13 protein-coding genes are annotated in these 15,159 nt (G+C 67.2%); 6 read left to right on the forward strand and 7 right to left on the reverse strand.

The genetic code is table 11. The features are described 5' to 3' along the window. Nucleotides 1–98 precede the first annotated feature (98 nt). Nucleotides 99–800, forward strand: a complete 702-nt coding sequence (locus tag M5E06_RS18520) for a CBS domain-containing protein (protein ID WP_252139459.1) — start codon at nucleotides 99–101, stop codon at nucleotides 798–800. Nucleotides 801–830: 30 nt separating this feature from the next. Here M5E06_RS18520 and M5E06_RS18525 read toward each other — a convergent pair whose 3' ends face one another. After that, nucleotides 831–2,126, reverse strand: a complete 1,296-nt coding sequence (locus M5E06_RS18525) for an NAD(P)/FAD-dependent oxidoreductase (RefSeq protein WP_252139460.1) — start codon at nucleotides 2,124–2,126, stop codon at nucleotides 831–833. Between the two features lie 191 nt (nucleotides 2,127–2,317). On the opposite strand from M5E06_RS18525, the gene M5E06_RS18530 reads away from it, so the two are divergent. Together M5E06_RS18530 and hglS are read left to right on the forward strand one after the other, a co-directional pair. Continuing rightward, complete coding sequence (locus M5E06_RS18530) at nucleotides 2,318–3,229, forward strand: LysR family transcriptional regulator (protein WP_252139461.1); 912 nt, start codon at nucleotides 2,318–2,320, stop codon at nucleotides 3,227–3,229. Between the two features lie 116 nt (nucleotides 3,230–3,345). After that, nucleotides 3,346–4,752 carry a 2-oxoadipate dioxygenase/decarboxylase HglS gene (gene hglS / locus M5E06_RS18535; protein ID WP_252139462.1) on the forward strand — a complete coding sequence of 469 codons (1,407 nt, stop codon included), beginning with the start codon at nucleotides 3,346–3,348 and terminating at the stop codon, nucleotides 4,750–4,752. Between the two features lies 1 nt (nucleotide 4,753). Here hglS and M5E06_RS18540 read toward each other — a convergent pair whose 3' ends face one another. The 3 genes from M5E06_RS18540 to M5E06_RS18550 form a co-directional block, all read right to left on the reverse strand. Further along, on the reverse strand, nucleotides 4,754–6,571 hold the full coding sequence (locus M5E06_RS18540; RefSeq protein WP_252139463.1) for a sensor domain-containing phosphodiesterase: 1,818 nt from the start codon (nucleotides 6,569–6,571) through the stop codon (nucleotides 4,754–4,756). A gap of 138 nt (nucleotides 6,572–6,709) precedes the next feature. After that, nucleotides 6,710–7,294, reverse strand: coding sequence for a GAF domain-containing protein (locus M5E06_RS18545; protein ID WP_252139464.1), 585 nt, complete (start codon nucleotides 7,292–7,294; stop codon nucleotides 6,710–6,712). Nucleotides 7,295–7,500: 206 nt separating this feature from the next. Continuing rightward, nucleotides 7,501–9,087 carry an ArsB/NhaD family transporter gene (locus tag M5E06_RS18550; RefSeq protein WP_252139465.1) on the reverse strand — a complete coding sequence of 529 codons (1,587 nt, stop codon included), beginning with the start codon at nucleotides 9,085–9,087 and terminating at the stop codon, nucleotides 7,501–7,503. 541 nt (nucleotides 9,088–9,628) lie between these two features. On the opposite strand from M5E06_RS18550, the gene M5E06_RS18555 reads away from it, so the two are divergent. Beyond that, nucleotides 9,629–10,759, forward strand: coding sequence for an HlyD family secretion protein (locus M5E06_RS18555; RefSeq protein ID WP_252139466.1), 1,131 nt, complete (start codon nucleotides 9,629–9,631; stop codon nucleotides 10,757–10,759). Further along, nucleotides 10,756–12,348 (forward strand): DHA2 family efflux MFS transporter permease subunit, encoded by a 1,593-nt coding sequence (locus M5E06_RS18560; protein WP_252139467.1) that lies wholly within the window; start codon nucleotides 10,756–10,758, stop codon nucleotides 12,346–12,348. Before M5E06_RS18555 ends, M5E06_RS18560 begins: the two co-directional genes overlap by 4 nt. Before the next feature lie 13 nt (nucleotides 12,349–12,361). On the opposite strand, the gene arsB is transcribed toward M5E06_RS18560, so the two are convergent. From arsB to M5E06_RS18575, 3 genes are read right to left on the reverse strand one after another with little or no spacing between them, the layout of a single operon-like run. After that, nucleotides 12,362–13,393 carry an ACR3 family arsenite efflux transporter gene (arsB, locus tag M5E06_RS18565; RefSeq protein ID WP_502802001.1) on the reverse strand — a complete coding sequence of 344 codons (1,032 nt, stop codon included), beginning with the start codon at nucleotides 13,391–13,393 and terminating at the stop codon, nucleotides 12,362–12,364. A gap of 31 nt (nucleotides 13,394–13,424) precedes the next feature. Beyond that, nucleotides 13,425–13,955 carry an arsenate reductase ArsC gene (locus M5E06_RS18570; protein ID WP_252139469.1) on the reverse strand — a complete coding sequence of 177 codons (531 nt, stop codon included), beginning with the start codon at nucleotides 13,953–13,955 and terminating at the stop codon, nucleotides 13,425–13,427. Nucleotides 13,956–13,977: 22 nt separating this feature from the next. Next, complete coding sequence (locus M5E06_RS18575; RefSeq protein ID WP_109154230.1) at nucleotides 13,978–14,376, reverse strand: ArsR/SmtB family transcription factor; 399 nt, start codon at nucleotides 14,374–14,376, stop codon at nucleotides 13,978–13,980. Nucleotides 14,377–14,767: 391 nt separating this feature from the next. Here M5E06_RS18575 and pyp point away from each other — a divergent pair, with 391 nt between their 5' ends. Next, nucleotides 14,768–15,157, forward strand: a complete 390-nt coding sequence (gene pyp / locus M5E06_RS18580; RefSeq protein WP_247870963.1) for a photoactive yellow protein — start codon at nucleotides 14,768–14,770, stop codon at nucleotides 15,155–15,157. The last annotated feature ends 2 nt before the right edge of the window (nucleotides 15,158–15,159 follow it).

A 15,159-nucleotide genomic window follows, 5' to 3' on the forward strand; every position in this document is an offset into this window, starting at 1 on the left:
CGCGAATTGCTGCAGATCAATCGTACCCGTCTGTCGATCCCCTAGGCTGTTCTTGTCGAACGACATGACGGCCAACGACTTGGAAGGGGAGAGAAACGATGAAGGCAGTCGATCTTATGACGCCGCGGGTCATCACCATCGGTCCCGATGCGACCGTCGCCGATGCCGCCCGCAAGATGCTGGAGAACAACATCAGCGGCATGCCCGTGGTCGATGCGGCCGGCAAGGTGGTGGGGATCATCAGCGAAGGCGATCTGCTGCGCCGTGTGGAACTGGGGACGGAGCGTCATCGCTCCTGGTGGCTCGGCATGGTGTCCGGCGGCACCCTGCCGGCGGAGGACTTCATCAAGTCCCATTCCCGCAAGGTCGCCGACGTGATGACCAGCCACGTCACCACGGTGGACGAGAACGCCACGCCGGAGGACGTCGTGCGGCTGATGGAGACCCGGCGGATCAAGCGCGTGCCGGTGGTGCGCCAGGGCGCCCTGGTCGGCATCGTCAGCCGCGCCAACCTGCTGCGCGCGCTTGCCAGCGTCGCCCCGGATACCCCGGCCGCCGCGCCGGATGACCGCGCGCTGAAGGAGCAGGTGGCCGCGGCAGTCAGGGAGGTGTCCTGGGATTCACGCTCGCACGACGCCATCGTCGTCCGCAATGGGGTGGTCCAGCTCTGGGGCTTCGCCAGCAGCGCATCCCAGCGCGACGCCGTGCGCGTCGCGGCGGAAAGCGTCCCCGGCGTCAAGGCGGTGGAGAACAACATCCAAGTCGTCGACGCGGCGGAAAGCGGCGCCTGGGGGCTGTGATCCGGATGCCGGGGCGGGGACGATGCGCGATCAGATCTTCCCCGGCAGCCTCGCTCCCACCAGATGGGTCGCCTGCGCGCCATACTCATAGACGGCTTCCCGCATGGCGCGGGCCGACACCGTTTCGGGCGCCGTGCTGGGAAGCGGCATCTCCGCCTCCGGCAGCTTGCCGGTGATGTGCTGGGCCAGGCAGCGGCCGAGCACGGTGCCGGGGGCGATGCCGCGCCCGTTGTAGCCGCTGAAGGCGATGACGTTGCGGTCCAGCCGGTGGAAGCGGGGCAGGTTGTCGCTGGTCATGCCGATCTGGCCGTACCATTCCGCCTCGAACCGCACGGGACCGAGCTGCGGGAACAGGGCCGCCAGCGACCGCTGCGCCCAGGCCCGGTGCACCGCCGTCCCGGTCCCGCGCAGCGCGCCGACGCTGCCGAACACCAGCCGGCCCAGCCGGTCGAAGCGGTAGGAACTCAGCACCGACTTGGTGTCCCACACCCCCTGGCGTTCCGGCAGGATGGCCCGCTGCATGGCCTCGGACAGCGGCTCCGTCGCCAGATTGAAATAGGGCAGGTGGACCTGTTCGGTGCGCAGCTGCTTCCAGGGGCCGATGCTGTAGGCGTCGGTGGCGACCAGCACCCAGTCGGCGGTGACCGATCCGTTCGGCGTCTTCACCACCCACTTGGCCCCGCTCTGGCTTGCCGACTGCACCGGGCTGCCGGTGAAGATGCGGGCACCCGCCGCGATCGCCGCCGTCGCCAGTCCGCGGGCATAGGCCAGCGGCTGGATGGTGCCGGCGCGGAGATCCAGCAGCGAGCCGGTGTAGGCCTCGGTGCCGACCTTCTTCGCCGTTTCCCTCGCGTCGAGCAGGCGGACGGGGGCGCCGCGCTTCTGCCAGATCGCCGCGCGCTGTTCCAGTTCGCGCAGGCCCGCCTCGCCGACGCCGCAATGGAGCGTGCCGGCGCGCTCGTCCTCGCAGGCGATGCCGTGTTTGGTGATGAGGTCGAAGACATACCGGGGCGCATTGCCCAGCAACTCGATCAGCCGCTCGCCATAGACCGGGCCCAGGGTGCTGACCAGCTGGTCCGGCATCACCCACATGCCGGCATTGACCAGCCCGACATTGCGGCCGGCGCCGCCGAAGCCGATCTCCACCGCCTCCACCACCACGGCGTCGACGCCGCTTTCGGCCAGATGCAGCGCGGCCGACAGGCCGGTGTAGCCGGCGCCGACGATGACCACGTCGGCCCGGACGCTGCCGGCCAGCGGGGCGGTCGGCGGTGCCGCCGGTGCGGTGCGTTCCCAAAGCCCGTGCGACCGCGGATCGTTCTGCATCCCCTGTGGTCCTTTTCGCGTCTGTTGCGCTTGCCTTTGTACGCCCGTCATTCCCGGCGGGAAACACTGTCCCCACTGCCTCCATGGGCTGAACGGGCCACCGCAGCCCCTGGATGGTTGGCAAGATTGACTTGCCTACCTCCTTCGGCCAAGTGATGTTTGCTCATTCAGTCATTCCACACGAGAATGAGATGCAGAGCCCCCGCCGCTTCCTTCCCTCCCTTGCCCTGCTCTCGGCGTTCGAGGCGGCGGCGCGAACCGGCAGCATCACCGCGGCCGCCAAGGAGCTGTCCCTGACCCAAAGTGCGGTCAGCCGCCAGATCAAGGCGCTGGAGGAACTGCTGGAGGTCGAGCTGTTCCACCGCGAACGGCAGACCATCCGCCTGACCGCCGGCGGCGAATATTACGTGCGCGAGGTCCGCGACGCCCTGCGCAAGATCAGCACCGCGTCGCTGAACCTGCGCGCCAACCCGTTCGGCGGGACGCTCAGCATCGCCATCCTGCCGACTTTCGGCACGCGCTGGCTGGCGCCGCGCTTGCCGAATTTCCTGGCCGACAATCCCGGCATCACCATCAATCTGGTGACGCGCATGGCGCCCTTCGATTTCCGGCTGGACCCGGTGGATGCGGCGATCCATTTCGGCCGTCCCGACTGGCCCGGCGGGGAGATGGCGCTGCTGCGCCGCGAGACCGTCATCCCCGCCTGCAGCCGGGGCCTGCGCGACCGCTTCGACTTCCGGCAGCCGGCCGACCTGCGGCTTGCCCCGCTGCTGCACCTCACCAGCCGCCCCGATGCGTGGGAGCGCTGGCTGACCCTGCACGGCACCCCCGCCGACGGCGTTCACGGCATGCTGTTCGACCAGTTCGCCACGGCGTCCCAGGCGGCCATCGCCGGGCTGGGCGTCGCCCTGCTGCCGCTGTTCCTGATCGAGGAGGAATTGCGCTCCGGACAACTGGTGCCGGCGCTCGACCTGCCGATGGAGAGCGAGAACGCCTATTACGTCGTCTGGCCGGCGGAGCGGGCGGGCTATCCGCCGCTGGCCGCCTTCCGCGACTGGATCCTGGCGGAGACGGCGGACTGCCGCAACTCTGAAGGGTCATGAGCTTTGGTCATGAAGTCGGGAAAAACAATCGCAATCCAGCGCGGTAAATCGTTGCTATAGCAGCAGCTTGGAAGGGACCGCACAGGTCCGGCAAGCCAACGCGAGCGAGATTTGGAATGAGCGTCCAGACGATTACCCGTGCCGTTGCCACCAGTGCTGAAGCCATCAGCCCCGATGCGATCCGCACCCTGTTCTCCACCGCCATGTCGGAGATGTATCGGACCGAGGTTCCGGCCTATCAGACGCTCGTCGAGCTGGTGGAGGAGGTGAACGCGGCGGTGCTGGCCGCCGACCCGGCCGAACGCCACCGGCTGGAGGCCGCCGGCGGCCTCGCCCGCGTCACGGAGGAGCGCCACGGCGCCATCCGCCTCGGCACGGCGCAGGAACTGTCGACCATGTGCCGCCTGTTTGCGGTGATGGGCATGCATCCGGTCGGCTATTACGACCTGTCGGAGGCCGGCGTCCCCGTCCATTCCACCGCCTTCCGTCCGGTGGACGGGGAGGCGCTGAGCCGCAACCCCTTCCGTGTCTTCACCTCGCTGCTGCGGCTCGACCTGATCGTCGACGCCGCTCTGCGGCGGGAGGCGGAGCAGGTGCTGGCCGCCCGCAGCATCTTCACCCCCGGCTGCCTCGCGCTGATCGAAAAGGCGGAGGCCGAAGGCGGGCTTGACGAGGAGGATGCCGACCGCTTCGTCGCGGAGGCGCTGGAGACCTTCCGCTGGCACAGCCGGGCCAACGTGCCGCTGGACCTGTACAACCGCCTGCACGACGCTCACCGGCTGATCGCCGACGTGGTGTCCTTCAAGGGGCCGCACATCAACCACCTGACGCCGCGCACGCTGGATATCGACGCGGTCCAGCGGATGATGCCGGAAAAGGGCATCGCGCCCAAGGCGGTGGTGGAAGGCCCGCCGACCCGCCGCTGCCCGATCCTGCTGCGCCAGACCTCCTTCAAGGCGCTGAGCGAGCCGGTCGATTTCCGCGATGGCGACGGCTGGCGCCCGGGTGTCCACACCGCCCGCTTCGGCGAGATTGAACAGCGCGGCATCGCCCTGACGCCGAAGGGCCGGGCTCTGTACGACACGCTGCTGCAGGACTCCCGCCGCCTCGTCGCTCCGGCCGCTGACGGCTCCAACGCCGCGCACTATATGGCGGCCCTTAGGGAAGTCTTCGCGCCCTTCCCCGACAGCTGGGACGAAATCCGCCGCGAGGGGCTTGGCTACTTCACCTATTCTCTGACCGAGGCCGGCCGGCGCAACCTGCCGGCGCCGGGTGCCGACCTTGAAACGTTGATCGAAAGCGGACTCGTCCGCTTCGACCCGGTGGTCTACGAGGATTTCCTGCCGGTCAGCGCCGCCGGCATCTTCCAGTCCAACCTGGGCGACGACGCGCAGCAGGACTTCACCGCCAGCCCGAACCAGCAGCGCTTCGAAGCGGATCTCGGCGCCCCGGTGCTGAACCCGTTCGACCTTTATGCCGAGATCGAACGGGCCTCCATCGCCGCCTGCGTCGCGGGGAAGTAGGTCAGGCGGACATGGCGGCGGTGCGGAAGGCGCCCGCCGCCAGCCAGTCCTCGAACGCCGTCGGCGCCAGCGGCCGGGAAATCAGGTAGCCCTGGCCGAAATCGCAGCCGTGCAGGCGCAGCCAGTCGTAAGCTTCCGCCGTCTCCACCCCCTCGGCGACGACGAGATAGCCCAGGTCATGGGCAAGCTCGATGGTCGAGCGGACCATGATCTGGTCGCTGCGTTCGGCGGCGATGGCGCGGATGAATCGCTGGTCGATCTTCACCGCCGTAGCCGGAATGTCCTTCAGATAGGACAGGGCGCTCTGCCCCGTGCCGAAATCGTCGATCTCGACGGCGATGCCCAGATGGCGCAGCCGGTGGAGTTGGCGGTCGACCTCCGCCCGGTCGGTCATCAGGGCGCTTTCCGTCACCTCGAAATCGATCCAGTCCGCCCGCACCCCATGGCGGTCGAGCATCGCCGCCACCCGGTCGGCGAAATCGCCGGTGCCGAGATCCAGCATCGAGATGTTGATCGACACCGGCAGGGCAATGCCGCGCCGCCGCCAGCGCGCGACCTGCGCCAGCACCGCCGCGATCACCCATTCGGTCAGCGGCTGCACCAGCGCCGTGCGTTCGGCCAGCGGCACGAATTCGGCCGGCGAGATCGGCCCCAGCTCCGGATGGGTCCAACGCAGCAGCGCTTCCGCCCCGATGCAGCGGTCGGTGCGCAGATCGACCTTGGGCTGGTAGGCGATGTGCAGCTGATCCCGCGCCCCCATCGCCTCGGTCAGGCTGCGCAGCAGCAGGAAGGCGCGATGGGCCGCGCGGTCCTGTTCCTCGTCATAGGCGCACCAGGGCTTCTGCTTCTCCAGCGACTGGTGGGCGGCGCTGGTGGCCGCGCGCAGCAGCTCGACGCCGCCCGGCGGGCTGTCCGACCGGTGGACGAAACCGATGCCGGTGGAGGTGGCGATCGGCACGCCCTGATATTTGAAGGGGCTGCGAATGGCGGTGCTGACGCGGTGGAGCGTGGAAACAAGCTCGCCGTCCGCCGCGCCATGGCCCGCCAGGATGAAGGCGAAGCGGGCCGGCGAGACATGGTAGAGCCGCGTCCGCTCCAGCAGGCAGGCGAGGATGCGGCGGGCGCAATCGACCTCGAACGCATCGGCGCAGACCTGCCCCAGCACGCGGGTCAGTTCGGCATATTGCTGGGACGCTGCGGTGTCGATCACCACCGCCGTTTCCGCGGAATCCGCCGGTTCGGCCGTCATGGCATCGACATCGGCGAGGAAGCGGAAGCGGTTCGACAGCGCGGTGACGGGATGCAGATAGCCCACCGCGCGCCGCGCCTCGATATGCGCCATCGTCATCGCCGACAGGTCGCGCAGTGCATCCTCCTCCTCCGGAGTCAGGGCGGCGCGCGGCTGGTCGTCCATCACGCAGATGGTGCCCAGCGCCAGCCCGTCGGCCGTCCGCAACGGCGCCCCGGCGTAGAAGCGGATGTTGGGATCACCGGTGACCAGCGGATTGTTGGCGAAGCGCTCGTCCTGCCGGGCGTCGGCGACCACGAACAGGGCGTCGGACTCCAGCGCATGGGCGCAGAAGGCATGGTGGCGCGGCGTCTCCTGCACCGGCAGCCCTATCCGCGACTTGAACCACTGCCGGTCGCGGTCGACCAGCGAGATCAGCGCGACCGGCACCTTCAGCAGCTTGGCCGCCAGCCGGGTGATCTGGTCGAAGGCCGGTTCCGCCGGTGTGTCGAGCAGTTCGTACCGCTGCAACGCCGCAAGGCGGTCGTCCTCGCGGGCCGGGATCGGCGGCAAGGCCGACGCGGGCGTCATGGGGATGGTCATCCTGTTCCCGGCAAAATCGTCTTCAATCAAGTCCGGCACCGATCCTGCCGTCAAATCCGTCAATGAGCCAGTGAGAATGGTGCAGCGCAGCATAAAAACAACCGGCCGCCCTCAACCCTGCCTACCTCAGCCCTGCCGACTCTCATCCTGCAATTTTTCGTACTGGCGTCGCTCGATGGCGGCCAGCGCCGTCACCGTCAGCTGGGCCAGCACCATGCGGTCCACCGTGCCGAAGCTGCGCGGCACCGTGTCGATCAGGCAGACGGAGCCGAGCGCCAGCCCATCCCGGTTGATGATCGGCGCGCCGGCATAGAAGCGGATGTGCGGCTCGCCCAGCACCAGCGGATTGTTCTGGAAACGCGGGTCGCAGGCGGCATCCTCCACCACCATCGGCAGGCTCTGGCGGATGGTGAAGCGGCAGAAGGCGATGTCGCGCGGGGTTTCCTGCACCGCGAGGCCGCGGCGCGCCTTGAACCACTGGCGGTCGGCATCCAGCAGCGACACCAGCGCGATGGGCACGCGGAAATGGTCGCAGGCCCAGGAGACCAGATCGTCGAAGGCCGGCTCCGGCTCGCTGTCCAGTAGTCCCGTGCGCCGCAGCGCCTCCAGCCTTGCCGTCTCGTCGTCGATGGGGACCGCGCCGCGCGGGATGATGCCTGGAGGAATCTCCCGGGTGGTGCCGCTCGCGCCGGTCTCCGTCAGAAATGTCATGGGCTGGGGCTCCGCAGTGCGATGGATAGGGCTGCCTTCCTTCTACGTTTGGGCGCAGTTTTGGATTTGCGGATTTGGAATTATTTGCTGCCGCGTAGCGGGACGACCGCCCCCATCCCTGCCCGCGGGCAGTCTGCGCTATTCCCCCACCGGCGGGGACAGCGCCCCATCGGCCGCCTCGTCCGCCGTCTTGGGCATCCGCCGGCTCATGCCGCGCAGGACCGCGGCGACGCCCAGCGCCAGCAACGCCATCGCCCCACCAAATTGGTCTGGATCGCCCCGCCATAGACATAGCTGGTGAGGTACAGCGCCGCGATGCCGACCGTCATGGCGGTGACCGGCACGCCGAAGCGCAGGAACGAGACGAACGGCATGTGGTGCCCGTCCTTTTCCAGCAGCCCGACGGTGGTGACGTTGGCGCTGGCGCCGATCAGGGTGCCGTTGCCGCCCAGGCAGGCGCCGAGCGCCAGCGACCACCACAGCACGTTGGTGGTCATCTGCAGTTCCGCGCCGCCAAGCCCGGCCGTCGCGAACTCCGTGGCGAAGGAGGCGGCCAGCACCCGCACGATGGCGGCGGCGGCGATGGTGTAGGGGATGTTGTCGACCACCGCCGACACCACCGCGCTGAACAGCAGAATCAGCAGGGCCGCGGTCAGCAGCTTCGCCTGCAGCCCCATGCCGAAGCCGACGGAGACCGCCTGCACCAGATCCTGCAGCTTCGCCGCAGCGGCCGCGATCAGGCCGGTATGCTCGGCCGAGCTGATGGCCATGAACAGGAAGATGAAGAAGCCCAGGGTCAGCCACTCGATCCCATGTTCGAAGCCGTGGGTGAACAGATGCTCCGCCTTCTTGGCCCCCAGCGGGCCACGCAGGAGGATGTGCCGTCCGGCCATGGTCAGCACCGCACCGGCGAAGGCGACGACGCCGACCGGCAGATGGGTGATGCTGTGGGTGAAGAAGCCGAGGAAGGTCAGCCCGACCACGCCCAGGGTCCAGGACAGCACCTTCGGATCCTGCAACTCCACCGTTTCGGCGTCGCCGTCGGACTCGGCATGGGCGCCGGCCAGATCCTTCCTGTACCAGAAGGCGCTGAAGGCGCAGAGCGCGACGATCATGAAGATCACCGGCACGGCCAGGAAATAGATGAAGTCCATGAAGGGCAGGCCGGCCGCCACCCCGACGATGACGTTGGGCGGGTCGCCGATCAGCGTCGCCGTGCCGCCGATGTTGGCGGCCATCACCATCGGCATCGCCAGCGCCCACACCGACACCCGCAGGCTGCGCGCCGCCTTCGACACCACCGGGGCCATGAACAGCACGGTGGTGACGTTGTCGGCGAAGGCCGACAGCACCGCCGTCGCCACGATGACCGTGTTCGCCAGCAGCTTGGACCGGCCGCGCGCCCAGGAAATCATGCGGGCGTTCAGCCAGTCGAAGACGCGCGTGCCGATCAGGACCGAAACGATCGCCATCATGCTGCCCAGCAGGAAGATGACATTCCAGTCGACCGCGCGCACAGCCGTGTCGAACTCCATGATGTGCAGCGGCGTCGCCGCCGAGATCATCAGCATCACGGCGACGACAGCGCCGGCCGCCAGCGTCTTGTGAAAGGTCTCGGCGATCAGCGTGGCGAACAGCGCCGCCAGCAGCAGCCCGACGGCGATCTGGGCACCGCCGTCCGTCGAATAGGCGAAGTGACCGGTATCGGCCAGGACGGCGGTTGGTGCCAACAGATTCACGGTCGCGGCGACCGTCGCGGCTGTGGAGGCCATGAGCTTGACGATGGACCTCATGGTCGGTTCCCCGGTTCTTGAGTCACGGCGCCACCGGTTCAGCGGCGGTTCAACGGTAGTTCCATGGAAGCTCTCGCCGGCGTCGCTTCAGGGCTCGTTACTCGACTATACTAATATATTAAAGTAGGTCGACAACATGCTAACCGGGGCCGAAGACCTTGGCGCCAAAATGTCGCACGTCATGCGGAAACATGGACCCAGCCATAACGGCAGATGGACATGGTGGAGGGGAGATAAAACTGCGCCGTGGTCGCCGGGATATCGCCAACCATCATCGGAGTTTACTTGGCGATTACTATGGTAACTCTCGGATGATTGCGGATGGCCGCTGTCCTGCACCCCAACAACGGAGCGGACGCCCTGATGTGATTGTCCAGCGATGGACATGGCCGGTTTGCAGTCGCAGCGGGCAGCTTTCCGCCGCGTTGGTGCAACGCAATGGGGGTTTCCGGTGTTTCGCGCTGGGGAGCCGCACCGCTCCCGCGCGACAACGACCGGGCCTTCACCGATCGCCCGGCATTTCGGTCAGGAGCGTCACACCATGCCGGACGACCAGCAGCACAGGGACGTCGTCACACTTGCGGACCAGGATGCCGGCCGCAGCGAACGCGGACAGCCGGCCGCCGAAGCCGGCCGCAAAAAGCCCGGATTCATCCGGCGCCATCCCCTGGCGATCATCGCCGGGCTGGTGTTGCTCGCCCTGCTGGCGGTTGCCGGCTACATCTATTGGCAGCGCAACATCCATCCCTATGAATCGACCGACGACGCCTTCATCGACACCCGCCAGTTCCCGATCGCGCCCAAGGTGGCCGGCTATGTGACGGAGGTGGCGGTCGGCGACAACCAGCATGTGAAGGCCGGCGACCTGCTGTTCCGCATCGACCCGCGCGATTATCAGACCGCGCTGGAGCAGGCGCAGGCGCAAATCGACTCCGCCCAAGCCGCGATCACCGGCTATGACGCCCAGATCGCCGCCCAGCGCGCCCAGATCGATCAGGCCAAGGCGGAGGTCTCCCAGGCCGAGGCGTCGGTCGGCTTCGCCAAGGAGGATGCGGCGCGCTATCGCGACCTTCAGTTCCGCGGCGCCGGAACGGTGCAGCAGGCGCAGCAATCGACCGCCAACCTGCAGGAACAGCAGGCGAAGCTGACCAGCGCCAACGCCGCGGTGATCGCCGCCGAACGGCAGGTCGGCGCGCTCCAGGCCCAGCGCACCAGCGCCGAGGCCGATCTGGCGCGCGCCAGGGCGCAGCTGGCCCAGGCGAAGCTGAACCTGTCCTACACCACCATCACCGCGGCGCAGCCGGGCCGGGTCGTGCAGCTGAGCGGGGCGGTCGGCCAGTTCGCCCAGGCCGGCCAGAGCCTCGCGATCTTCGTGCCCGACGACATCTGGGTCACCGCCAATTTCAAGGAAACCCAGATCACCGACATGCGGCCGGGCCAGCCGGTGGACATCCGCATCGACGCCTATCCCGACCAGAAGGTCACCGGCCATGTCGACAGCGTGCAGCCCGGCTCCGGCACCGCCTTCTCGCTGCTGCCGGCCCAGAACGCCACCGGCAACTATGTGAAGGTGGTGCAGCGCATCCCCGTGAAGATCGTCGTCGACCAATGGCCCGACGGCGTGTCCATCGGCCCCGGCATGTCTGTGGTGCCGCGGGTGACGGTGCGATGAGCGCCGCGGCGGAAGGCGCCAATGCCGGCGGCTTCGATGCGTCGCAGAGTGCCGCCGGTGGCCGCAATCCGTGGCTGATCGCCGTGGTGGTCTCCATCGCCACCTTCATGGAGGTGCTGGACACCACCATCGCCAACGTCGCCTTGCGCTACATCTCCGGCACGCTGGCGGTCAGCGCCGACGAGGCGTCGTGGGTCGTGACCTCCTACCTCGTGGCGAACGCCATCGTGCTGACGGCCAGCAGCTTCATCGCCAAGCGCTATGGCCGCAAGCGCTTCTACCTGACCTGCCTGGGGCTGTTCACCGCCAGCTCGATCGCCTGCGGCTTCGCCTGGAATCTGGAATCGCTGCTGCTGTTCCGGGTGCTCCAGGGCTTCGCCGGCGGTGGCATGGTGCCGATCTCGCAGTCGATCCTGGCCGACAGCTTCCCGCCGGCCAAGCGCGGCCAGGCCTTTGCCATCTTCGGCATCGCCGTGGTGGTGGCGCCGGTGGTCGGGCCGACGCTGGGCGGCTGGCTGTCCGACAATCTGTCCTGGCACTGGTGTTTCCTCATCAACGGACCGGTCGGCCTATTCGCCTTCGCGCTGGTCAGCTTCCTGGTGCAGGAGCCGAAATCGGCCATCGAGGAGCGCCAGCGGATGAAGCGGCAGGGCATCCGCATGGATGTGGTCGGCTTCCTGCTGGTGGCGACCTTCCTCGGCTCGCTGGAGGTGATCCTCGACCGCGGCCAGACCGACGACTGGTTCGCATCCGGCTTCATCATCATCTTCACCATCATCTGCATTGCCGCCTTCTGTCTGATGATCCCCTGGGAGATGACGCGGGAGAACCCGATGCTCGACCTGCGGATGGTGGCGACGCGGCAGTTCGGGTCCTGCTTTCTGGTGATGCTGGCGACCGGCGCGATCCTGATCGCGACGACCCAGTTCCTGCCGGAGCTGCTGCAGGCCTATTACGGCTTCACCGCCACCTGGGCCGGTCTCGCCCTGTCACCGGGCGGCATGGTGACGATGGTGATGATGATCGTCGTCGGCCGGCTGTCCGGGCGCGTCCAGCCGAAATACCTGATCGCCACCGGCGCCACCATCGTCGCGCTGGCGATGTGGGACCTGACGCGGTTGAACCCGGATTCGACCTTCTGGTTCTTCGCGTGGTCGCGCATCTATATCGGCATCGGATTGCCGCTGATCTTCATTCCGATCACCACGGCGTCCTATGACGGCATCCCGCGCGACAAGACCGATCAGGCCTCCGCCCTCATCAACGTCGCGCGCAATGTCGGCGGCTCCATCGGCGTGTCGATCGCCCAGAATGTGCTGGCCATGCGCGAGCAGTTCCACCACAGCCGGCTGGTCGAGACCATCGTCCCTTCCAACCCGGCCTATCAGCACACCCTTGAACAGGCGACGACCTATTTCTCCACCGCCGGCGGACAGGCGGGGGCGCGGGAACGGGCCATCGCCTATATCGGGCAGCAGGTGCAGATGCAGACCGCCTATTGGGCCTACATCGACGTGTTCTTCACCCTGATGCTGATCTCCGCCTCGGCCGTGCCGCTGGCCCTGATCCTGCGGCGGGTGAAGCACTGAAGACCTGCGGGGCTCACGCCCCGGCCCGTCCTTCGTACCAAGGCTTGGTTGCCTTGACGATGCGCACCACCGACAGCATCACCGGTACTTCGACCAGCACGCCGACCACGGTGGCGAGCGCGGCGCCGGAGCCGAGCCCGAACAGGCTGATGGCGGCGGCAACCGCCAGTTCGAAGAAGTTGGAGGCGCCGATCAGTGCCGCCGGCGCCGCCACGCACCATGCCACCCCGAACCGGCGCGACAGCCAGTAGGCCAGCCCGGCGTTGAAATAGACCTGGATCAGAATCGGCACCGCCAGCAGGACGATGACCAGCGGCTGCGCCAGGATCCGGTCGCCCTGGAAACCGAACAGCAGAACCAGCGTGGTCAGCAGCGCCAGCAGCGACACCGGCTGGATCCGGCCGAGCACGCGCGCCAGCGCCGGCTCGCCACCGGCCGCCAGCAGGCTGCGCCGCCAGAGCTGGGCCGCCAGCACCGGGATGACGATGTAGAGCAGCACCGACAGCAGCAGCGTGCCCCACGGCACGGTGATCGACGCGACGCCCAGCAGCAGCCCGACGATCGGCGCGAAGGCGAACACCATGATCAGGTCGTTCAACGCCACCTGACTGAGGGTGTAGTGCGGTTCGCCCTCGCACAGGTTCGACCAGACGAACACCATGGCGGTGCAGGGCGCCGCCGCCAGCAGGATCAGCCCGGCGATGTAGGAGGAAATCTGGTCCTGCGGCAGCAGCGGGGCGAACAGATGGCCGATGAACAGCGTGCCGAGCAGCGCCATGGAGAAGGGCTTGACCGCCCAATTGATGAACAGCGTCACGCCGATGCCGCGCCAATGTTCTCTGACCTGTCCCAGCGCGCCGAGGTCGATCTTCAACAGCATCGGCACGATCATCAGCCAGATCAGCACCGCCACCGGCAGATTGACCTGGGCGACCTCCGCCGCCGCGATGCCCCGGAACAGGCCTGGCACCAGATGGCCGAGCAGGATGCCGGCGACGATGCACAACGCCACCCACAGGCTGAGATAGCGCTCGAACAGGCCCATGGCGGGAGGCGCCACCGGGGTGGAATGGATGTCAGCGGTCATGGCTCTCGCCCTGCAGGGAAGGCTCCGCCCGTGCCATGTCGTCCATCTTGCGCTTCAGCGCCATGCGGTCGAGCGAGGCGATGGGAAGGGCGGCGAAGGCCTGGATGCGGCGTTGGATCTGCCCAAACACCGTGGCGGTGAAGGCGGCCTTTTCCGCATCGGTGCCCGTGGCGCTGGACGGATCGGGGAAGCCCCAATGGGCGCTGATCGGCTGGCCCGGCCAGACCGGGCAGACCTCTCCGGCGGCGTTGTCGCAGACGGTGACGACGAAATCCATGTGGGGGGCGCCGGGGGCGGCGAACTCGTCCCAGGTCTTCGACCGCAACTCCGCCGTCGGGAAGCCCAGCCGCTCCAGCAGGTCGCGGACATACGGATTGATGCGGCCGGACGGCTGGCTGCCGGCGCTGAAGCCGCGGAAGCGGCCCTTGCCCTCCCGGTTCAGCAGGCATTCCGCCATGACGCTGCGGGCGCTGTTGTGGGTACACAGGAACAGCACGTTGTAGACGCGATTCTCGGCCATTCTTCGCTCCGTTTGCAGGCGGTCAGCAGCCGCGGCGCGGCCCTGCGGACGCTCCTTGGCAGGGATTTTCCTCAGTCACCGTGTTGGCCGGTCCCGGCGTCGGCGCGCAAAGCGGCGCGCAGGCGGCGGGATTGGCCGACCGGCCGCAGCAATTCTCCGACAGGAAGCCGACGATGCCGGTCATCCGTTCGAAATCGGCCGAGTAGATCAGCGACCGGCTCTCGCGACGCTGCACGATCAGCCCGGCATGGGTCAGGTTGGACAGGTGAAAGGACAGGGTGGCCGGCGCGACCGCCAGCGCCTCCGCAATCGCCCCGGCGGAGCGACCCTCCGGCCCCGCTTCCACCAGCAGGCGGAAGATGTCCAGCCGCGTCTCCTGCGCCAGCGCCGCCAGCCCGGCCAGGACGTCCCTCTTCTCCATGCCGACCCCTATAAATTCTATATTTCGACAATCATGGAATTAACGGCCGTGGGCTAGGCTGTCAATCTCATTTCGATGACAGTCGAAATGACCGGTGGCCGACCGGCGCTGCGGCGAATGTCAAGATTCAGTTAAGATTGCGACACAACCAAAAGCATATTACGTCATAATTGGCAATGATTTTATTGCTATGCTTTTGAGTCCCTATAGACAAGTGAGGCACCCAAACATACCTCTATCGACAACGCCGATGACGAAGAGGATTGGGACGCTCAAGTCCCTCTTCGAATTCATTGTCTATTCATAACTGTGTCAGCCAACTGGCATCGTCTTTCGTCCGCTGCGCGCCCGGCGCGGCGCGCGTCTTTCTGGCTACGGAGAACTCCCCACCATGCCCGCGACCATGCAACTCGTCGAATTCGGCTCCTCCGACATCGAAAACACCCTCGGCAAAATGAGCGCGTCGGAGATCGACCGTCTGGCATTCGGCGCCGTGCAGCTCGATGCCACCGGTCGTATCCTCCAGTACAATTCCGCCGAAGGCGCCATCACCGGACGCGACCCGAAGACCGTCGTCGGCAAGAATTTCTTCACCGAGATCGCCCCTTGCACCAACACGCCGGCCTTCAAGGGCGTGTTCGACAAGGGAGTCAAGTCCGGGGATCTGAACACGATGATCGAGTACACCTTCAACTACCAGATGCAGCCGACCAAGGTGAAGGTGCACATGAAGAAGGCGTTGATCGGCGACAGCTATTGGGTGTTCGTCAAGCGCCTGTGAGC

The organism is Azospirillum sp. A1-3 (assembly GCF_023806445.1).
Lineage (GTDB): Bacteria > Pseudomonadota > Alphaproteobacteria > Azospirillales > Azospirillaceae > Azospirillum.